Source organism: Priestia endophytica DSM 13796, assembly GCF_900115845.1.
GTDB classification, from domain to species: Bacteria; Bacillota; Bacilli; order Bacillales; family Bacillaceae_H; genus Bacillus_I; species Bacillus_I endophytica.
Map to the genome: position 1 here is coordinate 31,883 of NZ_FOXX01000002.1, position 22,262 is coordinate 54,144.

The 22,262-nt window shown below is 36.3% G+C and carries 23 protein-coding genes; 11 read left to right on the plus strand and 12 right to left on the minus strand.

Annotated features, from left to right (window positions below; genetic code table 11):
* Positions 1–60: 60 nt before the first annotated feature.
* From cstA to qoxD, 5 genes are all read left to right on the plus strand, one after another.
* Positions 61–1,857, plus strand: a complete 1,797-nt coding sequence (gene cstA, locus BM012_RS04530; RefSeq protein WP_061803416.1) for a carbon starvation protein CstA — start codon at positions 61–63, stop codon at positions 1,855–1,857.
* Between the two features lie 290 nt (positions 1,858–2,147).
* Complete coding sequence (qoxA, locus tag BM012_RS04535) at positions 2,148–3,053, plus strand: cytochrome aa3 quinol oxidase subunit II (RefSeq protein ID WP_061803417.1); 906 nt, start codon at positions 2,148–2,150, stop codon at positions 3,051–3,053.
* Between the two features lie 57 nt (positions 3,054–3,110).
* Positions 3,111–5,063: a cytochrome aa3 quinol oxidase subunit I gene (gene qoxB / locus BM012_RS04540; RefSeq protein WP_061803418.1), complete on the plus strand. Its 1,953-nt coding sequence runs from the start codon at positions 3,111–3,113 to the stop codon at positions 5,061–5,063.
* Positions 5,064–5,066: 3 nt separating this feature from the next.
* Complete coding sequence (gene qoxC, locus BM012_RS04545) at positions 5,067–5,684, plus strand: cytochrome aa3 quinol oxidase subunit III (RefSeq protein WP_061803419.1); 618 nt, start codon at positions 5,067–5,069, stop codon at positions 5,682–5,684.
* Positions 5,685–5,686: 2 nt separating this feature from the next.
* Positions 5,687–6,004, plus strand: coding sequence for a cytochrome aa3 quinol oxidase subunit IV (gene qoxD / locus BM012_RS04550; RefSeq protein ID WP_082802529.1), 318 nt, complete (start codon positions 5,687–5,689; stop codon positions 6,002–6,004).
* Between the two features lie 332 nt (positions 6,005–6,336).
* Here the strand turns inward: qoxD and BM012_RS04555 are convergent, their stop codons facing one another.
* Both BM012_RS04555 and tagU read right to left on the minus strand, forming a co-directional pair.
* Positions 6,337–6,810, minus strand: coding sequence for a MarR family winged helix-turn-helix transcriptional regulator (locus tag BM012_RS04555; RefSeq protein ID WP_082802530.1), 474 nt, complete (start codon positions 6,808–6,810; stop codon positions 6,337–6,339).
* Positions 6,811–6,981: 171 nt separating this feature from the next.
* A complete protein-coding gene (gene tagU / locus BM012_RS04560) occupies positions 6,982–7,923 on the minus strand; it encodes a polyisoprenyl-teichoic acid--peptidoglycan teichoic acid transferase TagU (protein WP_061803421.1) in 942 nt (313 codons plus the stop codon).
* A 325-nt stretch (positions 7,924–8,248) separates the two neighbouring features.
* Here tagU and BM012_RS04565 point away from each other — a divergent pair, with 325 nt between their 5' ends.
* Positions 8,249–8,638: a tautomerase family protein gene (locus BM012_RS04565; RefSeq protein WP_061803422.1), complete on the plus strand. Its 390-nt coding sequence runs from the start codon at positions 8,249–8,251 to the stop codon at positions 8,636–8,638.
* A gap of 110 nt (positions 8,639–8,748) precedes the next feature.
* Positions 8,749–9,513, plus strand: coding sequence for a MerR family transcriptional regulator (locus tag BM012_RS04570; RefSeq protein ID WP_061803423.1), 765 nt, complete (start codon positions 8,749–8,751; stop codon positions 9,511–9,513).
* A gap of 39 nt (positions 9,514–9,552) precedes the next feature.
* On the opposite strand, the gene BM012_RS04575 is transcribed toward BM012_RS04570, so the two are convergent.
* The 7 genes from BM012_RS04575 to kynU all read right to left on the minus strand — a co-directional run bounded on the left by BM012_RS04575 (position 9,553) and on the right by kynU (position 16,580).
* On the minus strand, positions 9,553–10,953 hold the full coding sequence (locus tag BM012_RS04575) for a right-handed parallel beta-helix repeat-containing protein (RefSeq protein WP_061803424.1): 1,401 nt from the start codon (positions 10,951–10,953) through the stop codon (positions 9,553–9,555).
* A gap of 119 nt (positions 10,954–11,072) precedes the next feature.
* Entirely contained in the window at positions 11,073–12,428 is a 1,356-nt protein-coding gene (locus tag BM012_RS04580) for a M20/M25/M40 family metallo-hydrolase (RefSeq protein WP_061803425.1), read from the minus strand.
* 16 nt (positions 12,429–12,444) lie between these two features.
* Positions 12,445–12,843 (minus strand): hypothetical protein, encoded by a 399-nt coding sequence (locus BM012_RS25800; protein WP_061803426.1) that lies wholly within the window; start codon positions 12,841–12,843, stop codon positions 12,445–12,447.
* A gap of 108 nt (positions 12,844–12,951) precedes the next feature.
* On the minus strand, positions 12,952–13,629 hold the full coding sequence (locus BM012_RS25805) for a hypothetical protein (RefSeq protein WP_061803427.1): 678 nt from the start codon (positions 13,627–13,629) through the stop codon (positions 12,952–12,954).
* A 147-nt stretch (positions 13,630–13,776) separates the two neighbouring features.
* A complete protein-coding gene (gene kynB, locus BM012_RS04590) occupies positions 13,777–14,400 on the minus strand; it encodes an arylformamidase (RefSeq protein ID WP_061803428.1) in 624 nt (207 codons plus the stop codon).
* Positions 14,401–14,417: 17 nt separating this feature from the next.
* Positions 14,418–15,257 (minus strand): tryptophan 2,3-dioxygenase, encoded by an 840-nt coding sequence (kynA, locus tag BM012_RS04595; protein WP_061803429.1) that lies wholly within the window; start codon positions 15,255–15,257, stop codon positions 14,418–14,420.
* A 36-nt stretch (positions 15,258–15,293) separates the two neighbouring features.
* Positions 15,294–16,580, minus strand: a complete 1,287-nt coding sequence (kynU, locus tag BM012_RS04600) for a kynureninase (RefSeq protein WP_061803430.1) — start codon at positions 16,578–16,580, stop codon at positions 15,294–15,296.
* 159 nt (positions 16,581–16,739) lie between these two features.
* Between kynU and BM012_RS04605 the strand changes: the two genes are divergently transcribed.
* Together BM012_RS04605 and BM012_RS04610 are read left to right on the plus strand one after the other, a co-directional pair.
* On the plus strand, positions 16,740–17,372 hold the full coding sequence (locus tag BM012_RS04605) for a TetR/AcrR family transcriptional regulator (protein ID WP_061803431.1): 633 nt from the start codon (positions 16,740–16,742) through the stop codon (positions 17,370–17,372).
* Between the two features lie 70 nt (positions 17,373–17,442).
* On the plus strand, positions 17,443–17,898 hold the full coding sequence (locus BM012_RS04610; protein WP_061803432.1) for a hypothetical protein: 456 nt from the start codon (positions 17,443–17,445) through the stop codon (positions 17,896–17,898).
* A 21-nt stretch (positions 17,899–17,919) separates the two neighbouring features.
* Here BM012_RS04610 and BM012_RS04615 read toward each other — a convergent pair whose 3' ends face one another.
* Entirely contained in the window at positions 17,920–18,408 is a 489-nt protein-coding gene (locus tag BM012_RS04615; protein WP_061803433.1) for a sigma-70 family RNA polymerase sigma factor, read from the minus strand.
* Between the two features lie 492 nt (positions 18,409–18,900).
* Here BM012_RS04615 and BM012_RS04620 point away from each other — a divergent pair, with 492 nt between their 5' ends.
* Positions 18,901–19,455 carry an ion channel gene (locus BM012_RS04620; RefSeq protein WP_161939289.1) on the plus strand — a complete coding sequence of 185 codons (555 nt, stop codon included), beginning with the start codon at positions 18,901–18,903 and terminating at the stop codon, positions 19,453–19,455.
* A 99-nt stretch (positions 19,456–19,554) separates the two neighbouring features.
* A complete protein-coding gene (locus BM012_RS04625) occupies positions 19,555–20,373 on the plus strand; it encodes a squalene/phytoene synthase family protein (protein WP_061803435.1) in 819 nt (272 codons plus the stop codon).
* A gap of 30 nt (positions 20,374–20,403) precedes the next feature.
* On the opposite strand, the gene BM012_RS04630 is transcribed toward BM012_RS04625, so the two are convergent.
* Entirely contained in the window at positions 20,404–21,708 is a 1,305-nt protein-coding gene (locus BM012_RS04630) for an MFS transporter (RefSeq protein WP_061803436.1), read from the minus strand.
* A 109-nt stretch (positions 21,709–21,817) separates the two neighbouring features.
* Positions 21,818–22,189 carry a PilZ domain-containing protein gene (locus BM012_RS04635; RefSeq protein WP_061803437.1) on the minus strand — a complete coding sequence of 124 codons (372 nt, stop codon included), beginning with the start codon at positions 22,187–22,189 and terminating at the stop codon, positions 21,818–21,820.
* Positions 22,190–22,262: the final 73 nt, after the last annotated feature.

The following is a 22,262-nucleotide window of genomic DNA, read 5'->3' on the forward strand; positions in this document are numbered from 1 at the left end:
GTTTTCATTTAGTATGATATATATATATATTATAAGAGAAGGCAAGAGGGGGATGAAGAAATGAATGCGATTACAATTATGATTGCTTCCATTTGTATTTTAATGATTGCCTACCGTTTATACGGTACATTTATTGCTGTAAAGGTTTTGAAACTAAATGATGATAAGCCAACACCAGCATATACAGAAGAAGATGGAAAAGACTATGTTCCTACAAACAGGTGGGTCACATTCGGGCACCATTTTGCTGCTATCGCTGCCGCAGGTCCGCTTGTAGGTCCTATACTAGCAGCACAGTTTGGGTATTTACCAAGCATGATTTGGTTGCTTGTTGGAGCTGTTATTGGAGGAGCTGTCCATGATGCAGTTGTATTGTTTGCTTCAATGCGTAAAAAAGGTCAATCTCTTTCAGAAGTAGCAAAGGCAGAATTAGGACCTGTAGCAGGATTTTGTACAGGACTTGCAATGCTTTTTATTATTACTATTACAATGGCAGGACTTTCAATGGTCGTCCTTCATGCACTTGAACGTAACCCATGGGGAACATTTGCAGTTGGCATTACAATTCCAATTGCAATGGGAGTTGGGTTGTACCACAAGAAAACTGGAAATTTAAAAGGTGCTGCAACACTTGGTTTTATTCTTATTATGGTTGGTGTTTTTATTGGACCATCGCTTCAAAATACAGCCATTGGTGATTTTTTAACACTTGATATGAATACGCTTGCTATTATTTTACCTATTTATGCTTTTTTTGCAGCAGCACTGCCTGTTTGGTTATTGCTTGCTCCGCGCGATTATTTGAGTAGTTTTATGAAAATTGGGGTGTTTTTAGCTCTTATTATAGGAGTATTTATTGTTAATCCAGCTATTCCTTTTCCAGCTGTAACAGAGTTTATCCACGGCGGAGGGCCTGTTGTGGCTGGACCTGTGTGGCCATTTATTTCAATTACAATCGCTTGTGGAGCTATTTCTGGGTTTCATGCCTTTATAAGCTCTGGAACAACACCAAAAATGCTTGATCGTTGGAGTGATATTAAAGTAGTTGGATTTGGGGCAATGCTTGTAGAATGTGTTGTAGCTATTATGGCTTTAATTGCTGCTATTTCTCTTCAGCCTGGTGACTATTTTGCAATTAATTCTACACCTGAAGTGTTTGCAACACTTGGGATGAGCGTTGAAAATCTACCACAGCTTAGTCAAGCGGTTGGACTTGATCTTGAAGGAAGAACAGGTGGAGCTGTCACACTTGCAGTTGGTATGACGTATATTTTTACAGAAGTTCCTTGGTTTAGCAACCTTGCTTCTTACTTTTTCCAATTCGTTATTATGTTTGAAGCAGTTTTCATTTTAACGGCAATTGATGCTGGGACTCGTGTTGCGCGCTATCTTATTCAAGACTTTTTTGGTGAATTTTATAAACCATTAAAACGAGTAGATTGGTTACCAGGATCTATTTTTGCAAGTGCATTAGCATGTATTATGTGGGGATATCTTCTTTTCTCAGGAGACATTAGTTCTGTGTGGGCTCTTTTCGGAGTTTCGAATCAGCTTATGGCTTCCATTGGATTAATTGTTGGAGCAACGGTCATTTTAAAAATCGCGGACAAACGCTGGTATATGCTAACATGTCTCGTTCCACTTGCTTACTTATATGTTACTGTTAACTATGCAGGATATTGGATGGTGAAAAATGTCTATCTGAACCCAGATGCGACAGGATACAGTGTTTTAAATGCCATCCTTTCAATTATTATGCTTGTTCTTGGTATTATTATTGTTGTTACAGCAATTAAGAAGTGGATGGAGCTGTGGAACAACCCAAATCTGAAGGCGAATATCAAATCGGCAATGTGATAAAAAGATTTTCATTATAAGCAGAATATTTTTAATAAGATAGAGATTCTTTAGCCTATGCTAAAGAATCTTTTTTTGTTTTTTTCAGTGATCAAACTTTAGAGATCAAATCTAGCGATTCGGTCTTTTCTTAATTTGTGGTATAAAAAGTCTCTAATTAGACAATTATGATTACCATTCGTGACCATTCGTTAAAATAATTAGTTTCATCATTACTTCCTATCTTTCGGCATCTAAAAATCAAAGGAATTCATTTCGCCATTTTTTATATAAGGAAAGGAGACACAACGATGAAAAGGTTTCAAAACATAAGTCGAAAGAGAGAGTTAGTAGCAGCGTTAGCTTTTGTTTTATTATTAAGCGGCTGTGACATAAGGATGGGAGTACTAAATCCCAAAGGACCTGTAGCTCAAACTCAATATGACCTTATTATATGGTCCATTATCTTTATGCTTATTATCGTAGTGGTAGTTTTCGTTTTGTTTACTGTCATTCTTATTAAGTATCGTGAAAGACCGGACAATATGGACTACGAACCACCTGAAATGCATGGAAACAAACTTTTGGAAGTTATATGGACAGGAATTCCGATTATTATTGTTATTGCTCTTTCTATTCCAACTGTTCAAGCTATATTTGAACTGGAAGAACCACCTAAAACGTCAGCAGAAGAGCAACAAAAGCCTTTAGTCATTCACGCTACATCAGCAGACTGGAAATGGATTTTTAGCTATCCTGAACAAGGTATTGAGACGGTCAATTATGTAAATATTCCAGAAGATCGACCAGTTGAATTTAGATTAACATCCACAAGTTCAATAACGGCTTTATGGATTCCAGAGCTTGGTGGACAGAAATATGCAATGGCTGGGATGGAAACAAAACTTTATCTACTGGCTGATAACCCAGGAACATATATGGGACGTAATGCAAATTTTAATGGAGAAGGGTTCGCTAAGATGGAGTTTGAAGTAGAGTCTCAAACAGATAAAGATTTCAAAGATTGGGTAGCAGAAGTTCAAGATACAGCCCCAAAGCTTACAAAAACAACCTATAACAAAATTTTGGAGCCAAGTCATGTTGGGCGTATGACCTATTCAAATACCCACTTAGACTGGGTTAATCATGCAGCCCAAAAAGCGTATTACAAAGATAAGGGAGAACATGACCCACATAACAGTCATATGGATCATTGATTTCCCTCCATATAATCAAGATGCCTTGGTAACACAAGGGAAGGAGGAAGCTATAAAATGAAGCTTGATGAATTTTTTGTCACAGGTGAACCTTTAATCTATGGTGCTTATGTTTCCATTGCTGTGGCAACTTTAGGGATTATCTTCGTTTTAACCTATTTTAAAAAATGGAAATGGCTTTGGACAGAATGGATTCCAACAGTAGATCATAAAAAGATTGGTATTATGTACATCATTGCCTCCCTTCTTATGCTTTTTCGCGGTGGTATAGATGGTATGTTAATGCGTACACAGCTCGCACTTCCAGAATTAAAAGTCTTAAGTTCCTCACACTATAATGAAATTTTTACAACACATGGAACCATTATGATCTTATTTATGGCTATGCCCTTTCTCATTGGGTTAATGAATATCGTTGTACCCCTTCAAATTGGAGCACGTGATGTAGCCTTTCCATTTTTAAATGCTATTAGTTTTTGGTCATTTTTTATGGGAGCAATGCTCTTTAATATTTCCTTTGTTATTGGGGGATCACCTGATGCAGGATGGACAGCTTATATGCCACTAGCTGGGAATGAGTTAAGTCCAGGGCCAGGCCAAAATTATTATTTATTAGGTTTACAACTTTCAGGGATTGGTACGTTAGCTACAGGGATTAACTTCTTAGTCACTATCTTAAGAATGCGAGCTCCAGGTATGACATTGATGAAAATGCCAATCTTTACGTGGTCTACGCTTATTACATCAATCATCATTGTTTTTGCTTTTCCGGTGTTAACCGTAGCATTAGCATTGATGACCTTTGACAGATTGTTTGGTTCTCACTTCTTTACTTTGGCAAATGGCGGTATGCCAATGATGTGGGCAAACTTGTTCTGGATTTGGGGACATCCTGAAGTTTATATTGTAATCTTACCGGCATTTGGTATATTCTCTGAAATTATTTGTACTTTTGCCCGTAAAACGTTATTTGGTTACAAAGCTATGGTGTTTTCAATGATTGCAATTGCAGGCTTAAGTTTTATTGTATGGGTTCATCACTTTTTCACAATGGGAGCTGGAGCAGGCGTTAACTCGTTTTTCTCTATAACGACAATGGCAATTTCGGTTCCAACAGGGGTTAAAATATTCAACTGGCTCTTAACGCTCTATAAAGGACGCATTAAAATGACTGTTGCCATGATGTGGTCCCTAGCGTTTATTCCAAACTTTGTTATTGGTGGGATAACAGGAGTTATGCTTGCCATGGCATCAGCTGATTACCAATATCATAATACCTATTTTTTAGTAGCCCATTTTCATTATGTATTAGTCGCAGGAACTGTTTTCGCTTGTTTCGCAGGGCTTTATTATTGGTATCCAAAAGCATTTGGGCACATGCTTAATGAACGTTTAGGCAAGATTAGTTTTTGGTTGTTTATGATTGGATTTAATGTCTGTTTCTTCCCCTTATATTTTGTAGGGTTGATGGGAATGGCACGTCGTATGTATACCTATTCACCAGGCCTTGGATGGACAGGCATAAATATTGTAGCAACCATTGGAGCATTCGGAATGGGATTAGGATTTATTGTATTAGTGTATAGCATCTATTACAGTGCACGCTACGGAAAACGTGATGTAACAGGTGATCCATGGGATGGTCGTACATTTGAATGGATGATTCCCTCACCACCGCCACATTATAATTTTGCTAAAATACCGCAAGTAAGCCGTCTAGATGAATATTGGTACTTGAAAAAGGAAAAAGGCTTTAAGGAAGCACGTGAAGTAAAAGAGGAAGAGTTAAAACCAATCCACATGCCTAACAAATCTCATGTACCAGCCATAATGTCAGTCTTCTTTTTTATTGCTGGGTTTGGTCTTGTTTGGGAATGGTATTGGATGGCCATCCCGGGTTTAATTGGAGTTCTCGCTTGCATGGTTATTCGTTCCTTTGATTATAATGATGGATTTTATTTAAGTGTTAAAGAAGTTAAAGAAGCACATAAAGTTGGGGAGGGCAATTAGCGTATGGCAGAGTCTACACATATACATGACAAAAATGTCCCACTTGAATATTCAAAAGCCGAAGATCGGATGACGATCCTAGGCTTCTGGGTCTTCCTTGGAGCTGAGGTTGTATTATTTTCAACTTTATTTGCGACATATTTAGTGTTACATTCACGTCCTGCAGATGGTCCCACTTCTGCTGAGTTATTTAAGCCAGAAATTGTTCTGATTATGACATTTCTCTTGTTAACGAGCAGCTTTACAGGAAGTATGGCTATTCATTATTTACGTGCTCAAAATATGAAGAAAATGATTGTTTGGTTGTTACTCACGATGTTGCTTGGGCTTGGTTTTTTAGGATGTGAAATTTATGAATTCCATGAATACATTGCCCTTGAAGGTGTATCAATTAAGACAAGCGCATTCTTATCTGGATTTTTTGTGCTCGTTGGAACACACGGACTTCATGTAACGCTTGGAATCGGTTGGTTAACCCTTATTTTAATTCAATTAAAAAAACGTGGGTTCACACCGAGAACGGCCCGCAAAGTCTTTGTAATCGGTCTTTATTGGCACTTCTTAGATATTGTTTGGTTGTTTATCTTTACGCTAGTTTACTTATCAGGGATGGTGTTGTAACTGTGAATGAAAAAGAAAATATACAAGAGAATCATGATCGTTTCCCTTGGAAACTTGTAATTGGTTTTGTGTTATCAATCGTTTTGACCCTTTTGACATTATGGGTAGCCTTTAGATCCGGGTTTCAAGACAAAATGGTTCTTTCTCTTATGTTACTGTTGGCCTTCTTACAAGCGGGAATGCAACTTGTACTGTTCATGCATGTAAGAGAAGGAGAGGGAACTGTGCAAGTTAGTAACATGGTTCATGCCTTTTTTACAGCTATTATCATCGTAGCCGGTTCTGTTTGGGTAATGTCATTTGGGATGCATAATCATTAAAGACTTTCATCAATGTAAAAGAATTAAATTTTTTAGTCATGATCTATTGTCGAGTATATATCCTTTTGATTGTTTAGTGAAAAACCCTAATTAGTGTTCTTTCATTAGGGGAATTTGCATGTATTGTAGAGTATGTTATTAAGAAAATACGATAACAAATGTAATGTATATCCAACAATCACCATGTTGATTGTTGTACTAATAGCGCTCCAATAAGTAAGACATGAATGAAGCCTTTTACTACTTGAAATCTGAAACACACCTATTAAGCTTTGAAATAATAAAAAGCCCCTTGCCATGTTGCAAGGGGCTTTCGTTTGTTATGGAATACCTTATTTCAGCTTTATCTGTTCTTTTTCTCTTTCACTTTCAAGAAGGGAAGAGAGCATGGCTACGAGTGTCTCTTGTTCGTTATTGATGTTACCAAAAAACTCTTCATCAACAGCTTCTACAATAGGCAAAACATCTTTTATTTTTTGAGTCCCTTGCTCTGTTGTAGACAAGATCATTTCACGTTTGTCAGATGGGTTCTTTGAACGGATAATAAGTCCTTTTGTCTGCAGCGTTCTTACTACATCAGATACCATCATAATATTAGTTCCAGTAAAATCTGAAAGCTTTTTTTGCGTTACATTTTCTCCATGCGCACTTAAAAATTCATTCGCAGATAGCAAAATGAACTGCACATGAGTTAAATTAAAGGGACTAAGTTTTTTTGTAATGAGTCTTTGCCAAGCTCCAGTTACTTTCCACATCAGAAATCCAGGCCTTTCCTTCGGCACATTAAAGCGTGATTTCTCATTCACGTGATTTATCACCACTGTCTCTACAAATGTCATACAATTATTGAAATAAAGTGAGATAAGGTTTATTCCATTATGACAATATACCCTGTTATTTATTTATTAAACTACTTTTTAAAAATCATTGTATGCTAAATAATAAAAAGAAGATCTCTAGGAAAGAGATCTTCTTTTTTATTGTTTAATATTCAAGTGTTCTTTGAGTTCTGTTGAAAGCTTTTCACGTTCTGCCTCTGAAACAACATAGTAATAAACGCCGTCTACTTTTTGTCCTTCTCCATTTACTTGAAGCTGTTCTAAGCTGTGTCTAGCTTCCTTGTAGTTGCTTTGGATATCTTTCATATTATCAAATGTTAAGTTCGTTTTAATATTTTTTCCAATGGTATCTAGAATATCCCCATAGTTGGCAAGGGTGTTAAAACTAGCACCTTTTTTAATTACAGCTTGAATGATTTGACGCTGACGTTCTTGGCGCCCAAAGTCACCACGCGGGTCCTCATAACGCATGCGTGAGAATTTTAATGCCTCTTCACCATCTAAAGAAATTTGACCTTTTTTGAAATGAACACCATCATATGTGAAATCAAGAGAGTTATTTACCGTTACTCCTCCTACAGCATCAACGATATCTTTGAAACTTTCCATATTCACTTGTACATAATAATCAACAGGAACATCTAAAAAGTTTTCAACTGTATCAACGGCCATATTAACCCCACCATAAGCATAAGCATGGTTAATTTTATCTGTTGTGCCATGGCCAATAATCTCAGTTCTTGTGTCGCGCGGAATGCTGACCATTTTCATTGATTTTGTTTCAGGGTTCACCGTCATTAAAATCATGGAATCTGAGCGACCTCTGTCACCTTCACGCTCATCTACCCCTAGTAAAAGAATGGATATTGGATCTTTTTCGGAAAATTTCACACCTTCATCTCGTTTTTCAGAAACTTTACGATGTAGTGCTTGATGTGTGCCATCAAGTGTATTTGCAAGTGAATGGTACATATAATAAGCAAATCCAAGTCCGCCTAAAATCAGGAGAATAAAAATAATGATGATTGTCTTTAAAAGCGTTCTTTTTTTCTTTGGTTTCTTCTTTGCTCTGCTTTCCATTATGTGTTAAGCCCTCATCTTTCCTATAGGTAGAAACAAATTCTTTTTTATTATATTACAAGACTTCCTAAAAAAGAAAGAAGTTTATATAGGTATAAAGAATGTGTAATTTGTATTTTTTTACAAGTGTAAAGCTGAATACGTTAAAAAAAGCCATTTTTAATAGCTTATTTGATGAAAAATAAATTCCTTTTAAAAGAAAGAAGGATAGTAAGGGATGAGGTTAGAATAGTAGACGAAGAGGGAAGTTCTGTTAGTTAGAAACACTTTCGTTTTTATATCTGGAACATCTTTCATCATGGGACAAACATATAGGAGGTTTACAATGCCATTACTTAAATTTGACGTTATTGAAGGAAGAGATGAACAAAGTTTAAAAAATCTACTTGATGCAGCTCATCGTGCTATGCTAGAAGCATTTGGCGTGCCTGAGCGCGATCGTTACCAAATTGTCCATCAGCATCCACCACATGAATTGATTATCCAAGATACAGGGTTAGGATTCGAACGTAGCCAAGACCTTGTTGTTATTACAGTTACAAGTAAAGAGCGCACAGAAGAGCAAAAACAAAAGTTATATAAACTTTTAGCACAAGAACTTCATGAAAGCTGCGGAATTCGTCCAGAAGATATTATGGTTTCAATTGTAACAAATGGAGATGCGGACTGGAGCTTTGGAATGGGTGAAGCGCAGTTTTTAACAGGTAAGTTATAAATAAGGAGCATGAAAGAAGAAACGTTAATCGTTTCTTCTTTTTTTATATAAATTACTTTGACATTCACGCAACGTCAAAGTGTATTGTTAATTTGTAAGGAGGGGAAGAAATGGAATATACCGTTCAAAAGTTAGCCCGCTTAGCTGGTGTAAGTGCAAGAACACTTCGATATTATGATGAAATCAACCTTTTGAAACCAGCGCGCATAAATTCTTCAGGATATCGAATTTATGGAGAACATGAAATCAATCAACTGCAGCAAATCCTATTCTATAGAGAGCTAGGTCTTCATTTGGAAAAGATTAAAGAAATTGTAGCTTCTCCAACTTTTGATCGTTACAAAGCATTAAAAGAACACCATCTTGGGCTTCTTGAAGAAAAAGAACGGATAAACAAACTTATCCAAAATGTAGAAAAAACAATATATGCAGAGGAGCGAAACGAGAAGATGAATGACAAAGAGAAGTTTGAAGGATTTAAAAAAGAGCTTGTTGAAGAGAACGAGAGAAAATATGGAAAAGAAATTCGTCAAAAGTATGGAGAAAAGGAAGTAGAACATTCAAATCAAAAAGTACTAAATATGACAGAAGAGCAATATAAAGAACTAACGGCTACTGAGAAGGAAATGTTCGAAAAACTAAAAAAAGCGTTTGAAGAAGGCGACCCCCAAAGTGAAAATGCATTAAGAGCAGCAGAACTCCATAAAAAATGGCTTCTTTATTACTGGAATAGCTATAGTAAGGAAGCTCATAGAGGTCTTGGTGAGATGTATGTATCAGATGAGCGATTTAAGCAATACTATGATCAACATGGTGATGGATTAGCTGAATTTTTAAGAGATGCTATTTATGCGTACACCAACATGGGAAAATAGGGAATCTAAAAAACGGACACAATTTTTGTGCCCGTTTTTTTAATGGATAAGGAGGTCTGCTTTTGTTCCTTCTTTAAGTGAAAAGTTAAATTCTTTTTCGTGCTTATAATGAGGGTTAGCAAAAATGGACTTTTCATCACTATTTGTTAGCTTTTTAAATGAGGAAAGAGAATAAACTTCTTGCTTCTTCCAAATCCAAATAGCATCCTCGCCAATTCGAGAATCATATACGTTACGATTCAAATGATTGTTTTTATTTTCTTTAAAATCATTGCTAATAAAAATACCTGAAGAACTTGCTGTAAAGATATTGTTCTCAATTGTATTGCCCTTTGTATTATATTGAAGAAGAAGTTGCCCGCCACCTAATTCTTTAAGATCGTTCTTATATAAAACATTGTGAGTGATTAAAGAGTTTTTAGTACCTCCACGTTTCTTGTCATATCCACCAATAGAGATACCAGTGTAGTCATTATTATATAGGGTATTATGAGAAATCGTAATATCCTGAGCATCTTTCCCTTTATGCTCTGAAGTAGCTTCAATGCCAATATCGTTTTTGTAAACCACGTTGTTGCTGACTATAAGATGATGTCCTCCATCAATATAAATTCCACCAGCTGCATAATCCTCACCATAAGCAGGATTACTATAACTTGAAATATGATGTACAATATTATTTTTAATTTTTCCGTTTCTTACGTAGTCATGTTTTTTGGCAGTTCCTTCATAGCCAATTAAATCAATGCCAATATTATCGGAATATCTTACTGTATTGTTTGAAACAGAGAAGTTTGAAACGTTCCCATTTAACACAAGTGATTCACTTGATCCAAGTGTCAGATGCTCTAGTAAGTTTCCTTTAATAGTGAGGTTTGTAATCTCTTTTGTTCCATAAACCGCAATACCGTGAGCATTACCATCTTGTCCTGTTGTTTTTATATGATGAACTTTGTTAGATAGCAGTTTAATTCCTGTTCCTTTGCCTGTAACATAAATCCCCATAGGAGTTTGATCTGTGAGAGAAGTAGATAAATTGCGAATCTCAAGACCTTGAATCGTTATGTAGCTCTTATCTTGAATTTTAACTAGGGCTGTTTCCTCTTCTTTCTGGGGAATATGACTGCCATCTAAAATGACACGTTCTTTTTTATAAGGGCGAAATACGATAGGAGATGTAGATGTACCACTATGTTTAATCGTCAAGGCCTCTTTATATGTCCCACCTCGAATGAAGACCGTTGTTCCTTTCGTTGCTTCCTTGCTTGCTTTTTGAAGCGTTTTAAAAGGATGCGCTTTTGTTCCGTTATTATGATCATCTCCCTCAGCTGAAATATATAAGCTACGCATTTCAGATAGGGAAGATTGGCGCTTATTTGAAACGATAACAATACTAATAATAAGGGCGATTAATACGATAAAAAACAGGCTCTTTTTCATTCGTAAAATTCCTTCCTTGAAGTTTTTAATCTCTTCATACTCTCACAACTTATTTCTTTTGGCTATGTTTTTAAAAAGAACAAAAAACCGGTAGAGTAAATAATTCTACCGGTTTTAATCTACATTTCATAACAGAGTGCATGGATAACATGACAAGTACACTTAATACCATTTAAAAAATAATCAATGCGAATATTTTCATTTGGAGAATGATTACGCTGATCAAAATTAGCATAAGGAACAATAATGGAGGGAGTTTTTAGAATTTTTGTCCAAACATAATCAGGAAGTGAACCACCCAAACTTGGTTGAATAAGAGGTTCTTTTTTATAAGCTCTTTCCATTGCTTTGGCAATTACTTTTACTGGTTTCAAATTTGCTGGCGTTCTGGAAGGAAGCATAGAACCTAACATGTTTACTTCAATGCTTGGATCAACCTTATGAACATGATGGATAATTTTTTCATAAATATCTCCCGGATCTTGATCAACAACAAGGCGAATATCCATTTTCACGGTTGCATGAGAGGGAATAATGGTTTTTATCCCATCTCCTCCATATCCGCTCGTAATACCACCAATATTAAAAGTCGGTTCCATTGTTAACTTATGATAATAAGTTACTCCATCCATATTCAAGTCAGTATAACCAAGCTTACTAGCTATATCGTCCTTATCAAAAGGCAGCTTTTGCAGAAGTTCTTTTTCTTGTTGAGATGGTGCAATAATATTGTCATAAAAACCCTTAATAAGAACTTTTCCGTCGCTGTTTCTCATCGTTTTGAGGACATCAATCAATTTCCAGCTTGGATTTGGAACGATGTTTCCAGCATTCCCTGAGTGGTTATCCCAATCAGCTCCATATGCCTTCATTTCAATAGCAAGAGCTCCACGTACCCCTAATAGCATAAGAGGGGAACTACTGCTATGGGAAGATCCATCTGAAGTGTAAACAAGATCTGCTTTTAAGAGATCTTGGTGTGCTTCCACAAAAGAAGCAAGATTAGGACTTCCTTTCTCTTCTTCTCCTTCAAAAACCAATTTTAGATTAATAGGAAGCTTTGAGAAATGCTCTTTATATGTTTTGATAGCCATAAGCTGAGCAATCAGTTGTCCTTTATTATCTCCTGCTCCACGTGCGAAAATTTTTCCGTCTCGTATTGTTGGTTCAAATGGGGGAGACTCCCATTTATGAAGCGGTTCTGGAGGTTGTACATCATAGTGACCGTAAATAAGCAAAGTAAAAGCATTAGGATCTGTTATTATTTCTCCATATACAACAGGATGTCCATCTGTTTCAATAAGACGAGTATGGATTCCAATTTCATGCATCATGTTTTGCAGAAGTTCGGCGCATTCAGCAATTCCAACGTTTTGTGTACTAATGCTTTCTTGACGAAGAAGCGTAAAGAGAGATTGTAGATACTCCTTTTCTTTTGTTTCAACTATCTTTTCTAGGGTGTTTAGTTCATCCATTCTTTTTTCTCTCCTTTTATAATGTTTGAATTAAAAAGCTTGCAATAATAACAGATGCGACCGTAACGGTTGTAAAACCACCAATAAGCATTGGAGGAGAGAGTGTATCTAATAAGAACTTTTCCTCTTCATCTGTACGTCCAAGACTCCGACTTACTTCTTGACATAAAATGTAATCCGAAGGGAATCCAAACATAGCAGTAAGAGCAAGGGCCATTCCTTGATAAGGGTTTACTTTAAGCAGCTTTGAACAGAGAAAACTTCCAATAAGAATCCCGATTAAGCCTAAAATAATAATTGTTAGAATTTGAGGAATGAAATTGATAAATGTTTGCAGGCTGACTTCACTCATAGAGTCAATAACAATAAAAATAGCTCCTATCATGGCTACACTAGATGCTTTAGCATTATCCATAATATTTTGTTCAAAGAATCCAATTCGCGCTCCGAGAATCCCAATTAATAAACACCATACCGTGTTATGAAGGCCCGTAAAACTTTCTAATAAAATAGCAAGAGCTCCTCAAACAAAAAGCTTAAAGAGAAGAACGTTTGCTGTATTAAATTTGGATTTTGGAGATGAGATATTTGAGCTATGATGATGCTCTTTTTTTTGCACAGGTGCTTCTAGTGCTGCTGCTATTTCTCCATTTCGAGAAAATTTATCTCTTAAAATAAGAGCATATTTCCGTAAAAATAGAGTTGCTACCGGAATGCCAAAAAGCTTGTGGATGGCTAAGATAAGAGCAGGAATAGCTACTAAGTAGCCGAATCCTTGTTCCTTTAATTCAGTTGATGTAATAATGAATGCAACGATTCCACCGACAAGTGGACCAACCCCTGAAACTGCTGTTTCATAACCAAATATAAGTGTACTAATCGGAATGACGAGTAACACGGCGAAGAAGGTGCCGCTTAATGCAATGAGGACGGCTTTATATTGTTTAAACATCATTTTTAATGGAATGAGTGTTCCTAAATGAACAACAAGTGGGGTAACGAGTAAAAATCCAATTTGGTTAAATGACGAAGTGTCTACAATATCTTTTGGAAGTACACCCGTCCAAATAAGAATTAAAAATCCAATAAGTGTAACAAGAAGCATGGGGATTTTTGCTTTTGTTACAATTGAAACAACTTCTCCTAGTGCAATTAGAGCAAGGATAAACATCGTCGCAAATACAGGCTCCTGAATGGCCATTTCATTGCCTCCTCTAAAGGTTATTTTCTACTATACATCGTGTTTTATAATATATTGAAAGTATTAAAGGTAGGTATGTAAGGGGAGTAGGTGCAGAAACAAAGGGAAAGGAAAAGAAAAGATTCCATTCCCTATCCCTTTAGAACTCTATTTTTTCTCTTTTTTTAATAGGGCACGCACAGGGCTACCGTCTCCTTCTACAAGAGGAAGGGGAAGGGCGATAAGCTGATAGAGTCCAGAAGGAATATCGTCCAATATGAGTCCTTCTAAAATATGAATGCCAGAGCTTGCTAACCTATGGTGATTAGGCAGTGTTTTACTTTCCATATGATCAACAGAAGGCAAGTCAAAACCAATAAGAAGCACTCCTATACTAGCGAGATAGTCAATGGCTTCTGATTCAAGCGTCGGAATTTCTTCTGGATAGACAGTACGATTCTGCCATGCATCAGTACGTATTAGGAGTCGTGTTACATTATCTAATTTTAACTTTTCTAATTCTTCTTTTTGGATTAATTGCCGATTTGGCAAGTGAACAATAACTGCAGAACCAATATATAAGTTAATGTCTAAATCAATTACTTTTTTCCCTTCATTATCAAAATGAAAAGGGGCATCAATATGAGTGCCTGTATGAGTGCTCAAGGTGAGTTTGCCAATATTAACAGACCCACTTTCTTCTTTTGATACGTCCACTTCGTATGAAAAAGGGGTATCTCCTGGCCATACAGCTATATTGTTATCAAGTCGCTGTGAAACATCTATCCACATCACAATTCCTCCATCTTTTAAATTTTTGTGCGAAGGCTCCACAATTCAGGGAAGAAATGCTGATCAAGTGCTCTTTTTAAGTACGTTACCCCAGAAGACCCCCCTGTTCCAGTTTTATGACCGATAATTCTCTCAACTGTTGTCACATGATTGAAGCGCCACAATTGCTGTTGGCTTCCGATGTCAACTAGCTTTTCAGCTAGCTCATATAAATCCCAATATTGGTTAACATTGCGATAAACTTCAAGCCAAGCCAATTCAATGCTTTCATTGGGCTCATATTGTTCGGAATAGTCTCTGTTCAGACATTGCTCGTCAATTGGTAAGCCACGCCTAAACATAGCTTTGATTGCTTCATCATATATACTTGGCTCATAAAGTGCTTGCTGCATTTGATTGAAAAGATTTTTATCATGTTTGTAGACAGCTAGAGTATGAGCATTTTTGTTTCCTAAAGAAAATTCAATAAGACGATTTTGGTACGACTGAAACCCAGAAGACTTTCCGAGGTCGTCTCTAAATTCCATATATTCAGCAGGTGTTAACGTTGAAAGGATGTTCCAAGATTGAATGAGCTGTTGTTGAATACGAGAAACACGAGAAAGCATTTTGAAAGAAGATTCTAAATTACCATTGCGTATGCAGCTAATAGCGGCCTTCACTTCGTGCAAAATAAGCTTCATCCATAGTTCACTTGTCTGATGAATAATAATAAATAACATTTCATCATGATGACCAGAAAGTCTTTGCTGACTATCTAAGATTTTATGAAGATGAAGGTAGTCACCATAGGACATTTCCTTTTGAAAGTCAGTTTGAATATTTTGCTCGGGGCGAGAATTGTTTTTTGACGTCATCTTTTTAATTCCTCCTATGAAATTCAGCAATTGATATTAAGCAATAATTTCACGTTCATTTTTATATTGTTTATAATGCTCTTTTTGCATAATTTCTTTTAATGCTTGAACAACATTCCATATTTCTTCATAGGAGGTATAGAGCGCAACAGGAGCAAGACGAATTATATTTGGTGATCTAAAGTCGGGTATGATGCTGTATTCTTTAAGGGATTTACAAATACGAGCGGCTTCTTTATGCTCAAGGCTTAGATGACCTCCGCGTTCATTAGCATTTTCAGGACTTCCGATAGTGAAAGAAAAGGGTATTAAATAATGGTTTACAAGTTTGATAAGGTAGTCTGTCATGGCTACGGACTTTTTACGAATCTTTTCAATGCCAGCTTCATGGAAGATTTCAAGAGACCCAATTAAAGGGGCGAGGCTTAGCAGGTGAGGAGTGCCAATCTGGTAAGCGCTAGCTGTGCCAGAAGGTGTCAATGTATGCTCCATATCAAACTGTTTTTCTTTATTGGAACTAAACCAACCAGCAAGACCTGGAGAAGTGCCAAGATGTTTACGATTTACATATAAACCTCCAACAGCTCCTGGTCCGCCATTAAGATGTTTATAATTACACCAATAGGCAAAATCAATGTCCCATTTATTGAAAAGGTGAGGGATAGCACCGATAGAGTGACAAGCATCAAATCCAACTAAAATGCCGCGTTTATGAGCTTCTTTTGTTAATGTCTCCATATCTAGAATTTGGCCGCTTCGATATAGGACAGTAGGAAGAATCATAATAGCAATATCTTCAGTCATCAATTCGATAATGTCTTCCGTATATAAAAAGCGACCATCTCTGCTTTTTGCTCTAATAAGATGTGTTTCAGGATCATAACTATGTGTACGCAGTTGACTTTGAATAGCGTAAATATCGGAAGGGAAATTAAGTTCATCAGCTAAGATTTTAGTTCGTGTTCCTTTTGGGTGATAAAATGTAGAGAGCAACTGATGAAGGTTAACGGTTGTTGAGCCTGTTACAATCACTTCTTCAGCAGAGGCACCTATGAGTGGAGCAAGTTTTTCACCGAGATTTTCTGATAACGTAAACCAAGGATGCTTGCCTGATGACCAACCATCAATTCCTAAGTTTTTCCAAGATTCAACAACTTCCAAAAGGGTTCTCTCAGCTCTTTTAGAGAGAAGCCCTAATGAATTTCCATCCATATAAATGGAGTCTTCCTTTAAATAGAATTCTTGTCTAAAAGAAGCTAGAATATCCTGTTCATCAAGATTTTTAGCATATTCGAGTGTGGGTTGAAACGAAGAGAAAGGCATGATTAATCAATCTCCTTGCTACATTATTTTTAGAAATCATATCAACAATATGACATGATGTCAATTTAATTTTCAGAAAATTTATTTTATTTTCGAGCTTCCTATGCTTTTCTTTTATTTGGGAAACTTATATGCTAATAGAAAGAGGAGGAAAGTGCGTTGAAAGAGCATGAAATAGAAGACAAGCGTCATCTTCGATCGCTTGTTACACGCCAAAAAATTTTAGAAGCGTCAAAATATATATTTTTGCAGGAAGGATTTCAAAAAACGACGATTTCACAAGTGATAAAAAGAGCAAAAGTAGGATATGGAACAGCATACGTTCATTTTAATGGAAAAGAAGCGCTGCTTTCTGTGTTAATGGAGGAAGTAATGAATCAATTTTACGAAATTGCAGAAATGCCTTTTTTTCCAAAAACAAAACAAGAAGCTAAAGAAATTATCGAAAAACAAGCATACCGTTTTCTCAAGATGGCTGAAACAGAGAGAGAGATTATGAGGGTGTTTCAAGAAGCCATTGGTATGTCAGCTGTTATTGCACATCAGTGGAAAGATATACGAGAACAGTTTGTTGCACGTATATCAAAAGACATTCTTTACGTTCAGGAACATCATTTAGCACGATGTGATATGAAGGCCCATATTATTGCAAAAGGCTGGTTTTTTATGAATGAGATGTATTTATGGGAGATTGTTCAAGAAGAACATGATGGAAGTGTGGAAGAAATTTCACAAACTATTTCTTCTTTATATGTTAATGGTCTATACAGGGAAGAGAAGGACAAGAAATGAACATTAGTCACAAAGTGATAAAAGAAAGAAAAAGAGAAGTAATAGAGAAGTAATAGAAGCGATCTTAGACGTGAAACAAAAAGAAGTTCAGCGGATTCGCGCACGAATCCCTAGAGAATATGCACCAGAATTCTGTTTCTATAGAGCATCTAAAAAGCAATTCCATGATGAACTAGCTGCTTATATTACACTTTGGGTTCAAATGTTGTACGATGATGAAGAATGGACATATAAGATAGATGGAGAGATTGCAAATGGAATTTATACGTACTGGATTCAGAACGAGATGAAAGACTATACATTTCAAAGACTAGATGCAAAGGAAGTAGAAGAGTATATTTTAGGTGGAGCAGCAGTAATAATCAGAAGGAAAAATATAGAATATGAATATGGAAGGCTCTCTCCCTCTTTTAAGTTAAATGGCCCCATTGTTTCCTCATTAGAACTTCGCCATGTGAAAAGCTGGGCAGGGTATAGAAAAATCTTTTTTAAGTCAGAACAAGAGTACGGGCTTTTTGTTGAATAAAAAACCTGTACTCTTATTTTATTATTTTTTATATTTATTTCGAAGTTTTCTTTTGGCAAGCTTTCCCCACGTTTTTACAGTTTCAGGGGAAACATTGTAGCGGGATGCAATCTCTTCAAAGCTCCTATCGTTTATAATCCTCTCTTCAACATAAACTTTCTCACGAGGGGTTAGGCATGTACAGTATTCGGCAAGGAGAAGTTGTTGAAGAATCTGATCTTGAGCAGGTTCTGCTATTAGTTCTAGCGTATCGTGTTCCATTTGGACGCTTCGCTGTAGAAAGAGACTTTGTTTATAAAGTATCTTTAACACTTCACCGCGTATTGTTGTGTAAGCAAATGTTGTGAAAGTTCCTTTGTTTTCTTCAAATCGATTTGCTGCATACCAAAGGCCGATAAGAGCAGTTTGATAATATTCTTCATAATCCAATTTAATGTGTAACTTGTGTAAGATGGAATGAATCATTGGATCATATTCTTCTTTTAATGTTTCGAATTCGTTGTTCTCCACTGCTAAACTCCTTCAGTGCAAAAGCTTTTGCATATATTGCCGCGGTAATTTCACTGTACGTAATAAAAGATGAAAAAGCTAAAAAGCTAAAAAAATGTTAAAAATGTTATCTGCAAGAACAAAATTATGTAATAATTACGTACATTAAAGACCGAAAATGTAGGGAATGATATGAAATTTTCTTTGGGACGAAAAAAATTTATTCTTTACTTTGAAAGCGTTTTCAAATATAATGGTTATAGGTTGGGTAGCATGCGTGGCTACCATGGCATATGGCGAAGGCGGAGCCAATGCACGAGTTAGACATAAGAAAATCTTCTGATTATTGCCTACATTCAGTAACACTGCAGGTTCAAACCTTCTCACTTCTCAGGGAAAAGTCCTCTGTTAACGCTTAGCAGAGGGCTTTTCGTCATTGTCTAAAAATGATGTTTTGTATAAAAAAAGAAACGTAGGAAAAGATACAAAAAAAGAATATAGTTGAGGATGTATATGATAAGAAAACTGTTTATGAAGCGGGAGTTCAATCGAAAAAAACTGTGGCTTTATTTTATCCTTAATATTGTAGCGTTAGCTTTACTTATCTTGAATTCATTTATAAAGGTTCCACCTGGTTTTTGGGGGACTAGTTTGTTAATATTTTTTCTTTTGCTTTTAGGATTATGTCTTTTTTTACTTGCTGAATTTGTCATTCTTATTCCAAAAACAAAAGAATCGCTTCCTAGCATTTTTATTGGTTCGGCATTAGTGATTTTTTTAATGATCATTACGTATGCGGATATTTATTTACAAATTTATCATCTAAAAGGTGGGCAAACCTTTTCGGGAACGTACCTTACAGGTGAAGATTTCCTTTACTATAGCATTACAACATTTACAACAACAGGCTATGGCGATGTCTCGTCATCACATATTGTTTCAAATGCTGTTGCTTCTCTTGAAATGATAACAGGTTTTATGAGTAATACTCTCTTAATGGGGATATTGACAGCAAGGCTTCTTAATAAAGGAATCACTGTTAAAGGAGACGACCGTTCTAAAGAATAGCAGATGATGCATAAAGATAATAAATGTTTGTTAATCTGTTCACCTATAAATGATACAATAGAGAGAATGGAGCATATTGAGAAAGGGAGATAATTAAAGATGAGTGAAAACATACGTTTACATAAAGATGCGATTGAAATGCTTAAGGAGACGAGCCGTACCTTTTTTATTCCAATTACGTATTTGTCAGAAGGTTTAAAAGAAGCTGTCGGCTCTGCCTACTTATGCATGAGAGCAATTGATGAAATTGAAGATCATCCTGAATTAGAAAAGAAAGCAAAAGCAACGTTGCTTCGTTCTGTAAGTTCCCTTTTACGAGAGGGTGTTTCTAAAGAGGAATTAGCAAAGCTTTTCGCTCCTTATCAAAATATTCTTCCTGAAGTTACGCTTAGGTTAGCAGACTGGATTGAATATTGTCCTAAAAAAGTTGTAGATCAAGTGCTAGATGCAACGGCTATTATGGGAGAAGGAATGGCTGATTGGGCTTTGAAAGATTGGGAGATTAAAAGTGAACAAGATTTAGATGACTATACGTACTATGTAGCAGGCTTGGTTGGCGTTATGCTTTCAGACATTTGGAAATGGCACTCTGGTATCGAAACAGATAAAGATCTAGCAATCGGATTTGGACGTGGGCTGCAGTCAGTGAACATTCTAAGAAATAGAAGCGAAGATTTAGAAAGAGGCGGCGTTGATTTCTTTCCAGAAGGGTGGGAAGTCGCAGATATGTTTGCATATGCTCGTCGCAATTTAAAGCTTGGTGAAGAGTATACAAAAGCAATCAAATCTGGCCCAATTCTAGATTTTTGTAAAATTCCACTTGCTCTTGCAAAGGCTACACTTCAAGCATTAGAAGAAGGAAAAGAGAAGATGACGAGACAGGATGTTAACAGTGTTGTAAATCGTGTTGTTGAGTAAAAAAAGGAACCCAGGCTCTGGGTTCTTTTTTTATGTGCTATTGTCAATGCCATCTTGGTGAATTGGTTTTTTGGCTGTTTCAGGAACAAATAAAAGCCCAATCACAGCTATAATAGCAACTCCTACAAGAAAGAAGGAAGGAGTAAGCGAACTTTGAGATAAGGAAGTGAGAGCTGTAATAATAAAAGGTGCTCCTCCTCCGAATATAGCTGTGGAGATATTATACGAAAACGAATATCCGCTGTTGCGAACCCGACTTGGAAATAAAGGTGGAAGAGCTGCAGGCTGAGCGCCAACGAAAAGAGAAACAAGAATTCCTAATAATAAAAAGCCAAAGAGAGGTCCGAAGTTTCCTCCATCCTTGATGAACCAAAAAATAGGCACAGAACTTATGATAGCTAGGATGCTTGATAAAAACATAAAAAGTTTGCGTCCAAAATGATCGCTTAAAATGCCAACAAAAGGAATAAGAAAAATCATAAATATCATTCCGATGATGGTTATAAGTAAGGAACTGCTTGCCGAAAGTCCAATTTTGGTTTCAAAATAAGAAGGGAGATAAGTTAAAAGGGTGTAGTATGCTCCATTTGCAAAAGCGATACAGCAAAAAGTTGTCAAGAGAGGTTTCCGAGCAGTTGAGAACATTTCTTTAAACGGTTTTTCGGATAAAGAATCTTCCTTCTGTAATTTAGAAAAAACGGGTGTGTCATCTACTTTTGTACGTAAATACATACCAATTAAAGCTAAAGGTAGAGATAAGATAAACGGGATGCGCCAACCCCATAGATTCATAGCATCTGCACTTAAGATGGATGTAAGAAGAGCAACAGAGCTGGCTCCAATGATATAACCAAAAAGCACACCAGATTCAAGGAAACTTGTAAATAAACCTCTTTTTTGATATGGAGCAGATTCTGTCATAAAAACGGTAGCTGCTCCATATTCTCCCCCTGCAGCTAGTCCTTGAATCATTCGCATTACAACTAACAAAATAGTAGCTGCTATTCCAAATGACTCATAACTAGGAATAATTCCAATAGCTGCTGTTGAAAGCGACATAAGAATGATTGTTATCGTCAAAATCTTTTTTCGACCTAGTCGATCTCCAATAGACCCGAAAATAATACCACCAAGCGGTCTAAAAAAGAAGGAAATAGCAAAAAGAGCAAAAGCATATAAAAAGGCAGTTGTTGTACTGCCAGAAGGGAAGAACTGAGTACCGATAATTCCCGCTGTGTAGCTATATACGCCGTACTCATACCATTCTACAACGTTTCCCATAGCAGTAGCTATCGTTGCTTTTTTCATTTTTGTGTTCGCCTGATTTTTGACCATTTCTCCTTTCTCCTTTCAATTGTCTTTCTTGTTATTTAGCCTAATAGAATGCTTAATAAACAGAAAAGTCAGAAAAGAGAGTAGTGTACAAAACGTTTAGCTTTGTACACTACTCTTTTTTTAAGCGTTTCTGATAAAGTTTAATTTCATCGATAATTTCTTGGCGTTCATCTTCCCCATTTTCAAGTAAAATTCCATATTGAAAACTTTCTTGAACAGGTCTTTTCCAGAGGATTGTCCCTTTGTAAGAAAGCTTAGTACTATTTATTGTGAAGGAAACGCTAATTTCAATTTTTTGATTGGTTTCAATAGGAAGTTCTAATGGAGATTGAAGGCGCAGTCCGTTTGGGCTTATGTCGATAACTGTGACGCTGCCGCTTCTGCTTTGCACCTGTTTACCATTCCGCCGAATAATGGAAAAAAGCCCTTTTACCGGTTTTTCGAATTGAAAGCGAAAACCTTCATTGCGTCGATATTGCATCTAGTTATTCCTCCCGCTGCTCTACTCTCTCTTTATTATAAAAGAGTAGGGAAGAAAAAGGAATTTATTTTCT